Raw genomic sequence first — 6,308 nt, 5'->3', positions numbered from 1 at the left:
CACAGCCTTCTCGGTGTTGATACCCTGTCCATCACCACAGAGAACCGGAAGCTGGAACCCGACGGAGCGATCGTCATGGAATTGGATCGTATTCTATTTATGGACAGCAGCACGGAGCAGGGCCGTGACTGACGGAAAGGAACTCTATGAAATTTATCTCTTGGAATGTTAATGGTCTTCGTGCCTGTGTACAAAAGGGATTTTTAGATTATTTTAATGAAATGGATGCAGATGTTTTTTGCATACAGGAAACGAAGATGCAGCCGGGACAGTTGGAACTCGAATTGCCGGGGTATTATCAGTACTGGAATTCTGCGGAGAAAAAGGGTTACTCCGGAACAGCGCTATTTTCTAAGAAAGAGCCATTGTCCATAACTTATGGAATCGGGGTGGAGGAGCATGACCACGAAGGCCGTGTGATTACTGCGGAATTTGAGGATTATTATGTGGTAACCGTTTACACGCCGAACTCACAGCGCGAGCTTACGAGATTGGACTACCGTATGCAGTGGGAGGAAGCATTTCTTGCCTATATTAATGGTTTGAAGGAGAAGAAGGGTGTACTTTTCTGTGGAGACTTGAATGTCGCGCACAAGGAAATTGACCTTAAGAACCCAAAGACCAATCACCGTAATGCGGGCTTTACGGATGAGGAGAGAAACTGTTTTACAAGAGTACTTGAGAATGGTTTTATCGATACTTTCCGATATTTTTATCCTGAAAAAGAAGGAATCTATTCCTGGTGGTCTTATCGGTTCCAGGCAAGAGCTAAGAATGCAGGGTGGAGAATTGATTATTTTATGGTATCGCAAATTTTGCAGGAAAAATTGCAAAATGCGTCGATTTTAACCCAAATTTATGGTTCCGACCATTGTCCGGTGGTTCTTGAGATTGATTTGAATAGTTAGTGTAATTTAAAAAGGATGTCTTAACTGTTATGTGTTCTAAGGCTTATGACACATGACAGGGAGGACATCCTTTTTTGGATAAAAAATGAAAGCAACTGTCAAAGAGTTCACGGAATGCAGGAAGCATCATGGTAACGCGTGGAATGGGAATTGCGTTGATTGTGTTTTTTGCAGCCGGCTATTTGATGGGATTTAAAAACCTTATGATGCGTCAGGAAAAAGAGGCTATGCAGATGGCACAGCAACAGATACAGGGTGTCGAATTAGAAGAAAAACGACAGGAAGTATCTGGTGAAACAGACAGCATGGAGGCAGCGGTAGAGCTAAAGGTTGTTCCGGGGGAAGAAACCGTAGAAGAACAAGTAATCTATAACGAGAATGATGTTATCATTAAAGTAATAGGGTTAGGAAAAAGAGAAATTTTCGGTGGCGTGAGAACAGAATTGAAGCTTTCCATTCAAAATAATGCAGAAGGAAGTAAAAATAAAATTACGGCCAAAGCCCGGCATATTAGTGTTAATGGTTTTATGCTAGGATATATGGATGCTGTGGATGTAGAAGCTTGGGGAGATGAAGAAGAAGCGGTTATCTATTTCTGGGATTCTGAATTAGAGAACCGCCAGATAGAGACCAAATGTCGTTGACTTTGAGGAAAGTGATGTTGCTGGGATGAGAGATATCACACTGCATTTTAAAATTCAGGAGAGTATGGATGAACAGGGCAGCATGGCATATGAAACAATCTATGAATCAGATATTGTTGTGAGTTCATTTTAAGCTGATTTTGGGGAGTAGAATATTAGAATTTTTAATATTCTACTCCCCCCAAAAATTAAGTAGATAACAGTTTTCTGGTTGAAAATATTTTCAACAGATATCAAACAAACAGCATTAACCTTTATTAAAATTCGCCCGCTTCCTCATAGTCGGATCCAAAATTCTCTTGCGGATTCTGAGACTCTGAGGTGTGATTTCCAAAAGTTCATCCACATCGATAAATTCCAAAGCCTGTTCCAGACTCAGGATTCTTGGCGGTGTGAGACGTAATGCTTCGTCCGCACTGGAAGAACGGGTGTTGGTAAGCTGTTTCTTTTTACAGACATTGATTTCAATATCTTCTGCTTTTCCGGTCTGACCTACCACCATTCCGGCATATACTTTTTCACCGGGACCAATGAATAAAGTTCCACGTTCCTGGGCATTGAAGAGACCGTAGGTAATGGCTTCGCCAGCTTCAAAGGCAATCAGCGAGCCTTGTTTGCGATAACTTAAATCTCCTTTGTAAGGTCCATAACCATCAAAAATTGTATTTAAAATACCATTTCCCTTGGTATCTGTAAGAAATTCACCACGGTAACCGATCAGTCCGCGGGAAGGAATGGAAAATTCAAGTCTGATATATCCTCCGTTGATGGGAGTCATGCCCTGTAATTCTCCTTTGCGGTTGCTTAACTTCTGGATCACACTGCCGGAAAATTCTTCCGGAACATCAATATAAGCAATTTCCATTGGTTCTAATTTTTTGCCTTTTTCGTCTTCCTTATATAATACCTCTGCTTTGGAAACCGCAAATTCAAAACCTTCACGGCGCATATTTTCAATCAAAATAGTAAGGTGCAGTTCGCCGCGGCCGGAAACTTTAAATCTGCCTTCGCCTTCCAGCTGTTCCACTTTAAGGCCGACATTGGTCTGCGCTTCCTTTTCCAAGCGGGCTTTTAAATGCCTGCTGGTAAGGAATTTGCCCTCGCGCCCGGCAAACGGGGAATCGTTCACGAAAAAGTCCATAGATATAGTAGGCTCGTCAATGGCCAAAGGCGGCAAAGGTATAGGATTATCCGGATGGCAGACGGTATCGCCCACGTCTACGCCCTCAAGCCCGCTTATGGCGACGATATCTCCAGCTTTGGCGCTTTCGGTTTCTGTTTTGCTGAGGCCGAGGAATTTTTCAATCTTTACGGCTTTTGCGTTTACGCTGCCGCCTTTATTCTTTAAAAGCACTACGTTATCGCCTTTATTGACGGAACCGTTCAATATCCTGCCTATGCCGATATGGCCGAGGAAATTATTGTAATCCAGCATGGTAACCTGCATTTGCAAAGGTTTGGTTTCGTCCGCTTCCGGTTCCGGCACGTATTTGATTATGGCGTCAAAAAGCGGTTTAATGTCAGTGCCTCTTTCTTCCAGTTTGTCGGAAGCCCAGCCTTCGCGGCCCGAAGCGTAAAGTATAGGGAAATCAAGCTGCTTGTCGTCCGCGCCGAGTTCCATAAAAAGTTCAAAAACCTCATCCACCACCGCAGACGGGCGGGAGTTTTCCCTGTCCATTTTATTGACGACGACTATCGGACGCAGACCCAAAGCCAAAGCTTTTCTTAATACGAATCTGGTTTGCGGCATGGGGCCTTCCACAGCGTCGACCATTAAAATCGCTCCGTCAACCATTTTAAGCACGCGCTCGACTTCGCTGCCGAAGTCCGCGTGTCCCGGAGTGTCTACGATGTTTACGGTATAGTCTTTATATTTTACCGAAGTGCACTTTGCCAAAATTGTTATTCCCCTTTCTCTTTCCAAGGGATTGGAATCCAAAACGGTTTCCTGGGCTTCATCCTGCTTAACTTTAAACTGGCCCGCGTATTTGAGCAAAGAATCTACGACGGTAGTCTTGCCGTGGTCGACGTGGGCTATAATGGCCACGTTCCGAATGTCTTTTCTGGTGTTCATATTATTCCTTATAAGTAAATTAAAAAACCGCGCGCCAAAAAACGGTGCCCGCAGGCAGAGCCGACGGGCAGCCGTATTTTTACGCCTTTATTATATTATAACTTATCTATAAATCGCAGGAAAGCCTCTTTGCCTTTGGCGTCATGCTTAAACACCCCGCATGAAGCCAAAACTTTGACGAAAGTGCGGCCGATTTCCTCAAGTAGGATTTCGGGCACGTCTTCGGCTTTAAAGCCTTTGTAGTCTTTGATGAAGCTCTGTACCCAGTTATAATGCTGGGCCAAAGAAGATAAATCCTTCATTTTTTCCGTTTTGCCGGCGGCTATCAAAGACGCCGCTTGCGCCATTTCGTTTTTAAGTCTGCCCGGCAAAATAGCCATGCCCAAAGCTTCTATCAGGCCGATGTTTTCCCTTTTGATATTATGAAATTCCGGCCTGGAATGGAAAACGCCCCAAGGAAATTCCTTAGTGGTGCGGTTGTTGCGCAAAACAAGGTCCATTTCATAGGAGCCGTCTTTAAAGCGGGCTATCGGCGTTACAGTATTATGCGGGGTTTTGCCGCTGGCGTGCAGAATGTCGACAGAAGGATCGTCATATTTTTGCCACACGTTAAGAACATGAGCCGCCGCTTTTGCAAGCTGGGCTTTGGGTCCGCGCAGCCTTAAAACGGAAAGAGGCCAGCAAATAATGTCAAAGCTGATTTTAGGGAATTTTTTTACTCTAAAGCGCTTTACGGACTGGGCCTTTTCCATAGGGAAGACGTACCGCCCTGCCTGATAATGGTCATGGGATAAAATCGACCCGCCGACTATAGGCAAATCCGCGTTTGAACCTATAAAATAATGCGGAAACTGCTCCACAAAATCCAACAGGTTTTTAAACGTGTCGGGCGTAATTTTCATCGGGCGGTGATCTTCGCAAAAAACTATGCTGTGCTCGTTATAATAAACGTAAGGCGAATATTGAAAATACCATTTTTTCCCGTTAAGCTTAATCGGTATAACCCTTAAAGTCTGGCGGGCAGGGTGGTTAAGACGCCCTTTATAGCCGACGTTTTCCTTGCACAAAAGGCATTTGGGATAGACGGAAGAAGAAGGCTGTATTTTGCCTTGCAGAGCTATTTCTTTAGGGTCCTTTTCCGGCTTGGAAAGATTTATGGTCATATCTATTTTGCCGTATTCCGTGGCGACTTTCCAAGTTATGTTTTTGGCGACTCTGTCCGTCTTGATATAGTAAATTTTGCGGCAGTATTTATAAAAAGCGTCCGTAGCTTTTTTTATGCCGTGCTCCCGCCATGTTTCATAGAAGATTTTGGTTACGTCGCTTGGCCTTTGCGTGAAAACGGACATTACGGAAGTTTCAAAAATTTCCCTGTAGGTGGAGGTATCCGCTTCCAAAAGGCCGTTTTCCGCCGCATAGAAAGAAATATCGGCCAGTATCTCCCCCGGATTATCGGGCAGAGGGCCTTTGTAAGGCGCGGCACTGTTGTTGTCGGACAGGTTTAAAAGTGCCAAAATGCCGTTGCGCGCCCAAATTACGTCCTCTTTCTCTATAAGTTTGTTTTTAAGGGCGTAGGATATCAGTTCTTCTATATTGGAATAAATCATTGCAGGCTCCCGGCTTTAATATTTGCGTTTAAGTTCCCAATTCCAAGCCGTTTGTATAATTTTATCTAAATTATACAAAGTTTGCCAGCCCAGCACCTTTTTGGCTTTTGCGCTGTCCGCGACCAATACCGCCGGATCGCCCGCGCGGCGCGGCGCGGCTTCCACTTTTATGGGCCGCCCGGTTACGCGTTTGGCGCATTCTATAACTTCCTTGACGCTGAAGCCTTCCCCGCTGCCGAGGTTGAAATCATCGCTTTCGTTAGTTCTGAACATTTTTTCCAAAGCAAGTATATGCGCGGAAGACAAATCATTGACGTGTACGAAATCCCTTATACAGCTGCCGTCTTTGGTGGGGTAGTCTTCCCCGAATATTTTTATGCTGTCGCGCTTGCCCGAAGCGGCCTGCAAAATTATCGGCAGAAGGTGCGTTTCCGGCGTATGGGATTCCCCTATTTTGCCGCCGTCGTCGGCCCCTGCGGCGTTAAAATATCTCAGCACGCTGCTTTTAAGGCCATATGCCTTATCATAATCTTTAAGGACTTTTTCCACCATAAGTTTGGTTTGTCCGTAAGGATTTATGGGGTTTTGGGGGTGACGTTCCGATATTTTCGCTTCCACCGGCTCTCCGAAAGTGGCCGCCGTGGATGAGAAAACGAAATATTTTACCCCGTTTTCAACCATGGCGTCCAGCAAAGATATAACCTTTACTATATTGTTGTTATAATACCGCGCCGGCTCCTTTACGCTTTCCCCCACTTCTATAAAAGCCGCAAAGTGCATTACGGCGTCTATATTGTATTTTTTGAAAACTGCGGCAAGAAGACTGTGGTACACCATAGAGATATTGCCCACTGAAAATTTTAAAAGGAAAAGCTATGAGAATTAACTATCAAAATATCCAATTGTTTAATAATCTTTACATGCACGATAGTTCGTTTACAGGGTATGTTTAGAACTATGACGAGCGAACAATCAATATATCTTTAGTAAATGCGTTTAGAGGGGTTGCGCAAAGCATTACTCTGAATAACGTTATTTTTTTCCAACTTCAAAGTTGTTCTTTTTGGGGTAGAGG

General features: G+C 44.3%; 5 protein-coding genes. 2 read left to right on the top strand and 3 right to left on the bottom strand.

Annotated features, from left to right (window positions below):
- Positions 1-146: 146 nt before the first annotated feature.
- Together ACQY26_RS05780 and ACQY26_RS05775 are read left to right on the top strand one after the other, a co-directional pair.
- Entirely contained in the window at positions 147-908 is a 762-nt protein-coding gene (locus tag ACQY26_RS05780) for an exodeoxyribonuclease III (protein ID WP_428048198.1), read from the top strand.
- 128 nt (positions 909-1,036) lie between these two features.
- Positions 1,037-1,552: a hypothetical protein gene (locus ACQY26_RS05775; protein ID WP_428048197.1), complete on the top strand. Its 516-nt coding sequence runs from the start codon at positions 1,037-1,039 to the stop codon at positions 1,550-1,552.
- A gap of 247 nt (positions 1,553-1,799) precedes the next feature.
- Here ACQY26_RS05775 and typA read toward each other — a convergent pair whose 3' ends face one another.
- From typA to galE, 3 genes are all read right to left on the bottom strand, one after another.
- Positions 1,800-3,626, bottom strand: a complete 1,827-nt coding sequence (typA, locus tag ACQY26_RS05770) for a translational GTPase TypA (protein WP_428048196.1) — start codon at positions 3,624-3,626, stop codon at positions 1,800-1,802.
- A gap of 95 nt (positions 3,627-3,721) precedes the next feature.
- The gene (locus ACQY26_RS05765; RefSeq protein ID WP_428048195.1) at positions 3,722-5,233 is read right to left on the bottom strand and encodes a UDP-glucose--hexose-1-phosphate uridylyltransferase; all 1,512 of its coding nucleotides are present in this window, start codon (positions 5,231-5,233) and stop codon (positions 3,722-3,724) included.
- A gap of 15 nt (positions 5,234-5,248) precedes the next feature.
- Entirely contained in the window at positions 5,249-6,085 is an 837-nt protein-coding gene (gene galE / locus ACQY26_RS05760; RefSeq protein WP_428048194.1) for a UDP-glucose 4-epimerase GalE, read from the bottom strand.
- Positions 6,086-6,308: the final 223 nt, after the last annotated feature.

This window comes from Candidatus Proelusimicrobium excrementi (assembly GCF_937881865.1).
GTDB classification, from domain to species: domain Bacteria; phylum Elusimicrobiota; class Elusimicrobia; order Elusimicrobiales; family Elusimicrobiaceae; genus Proelusimicrobium; species Proelusimicrobium excrementi.
This window is presented reverse-complemented; position numbering and strand designations above follow the sequence as displayed.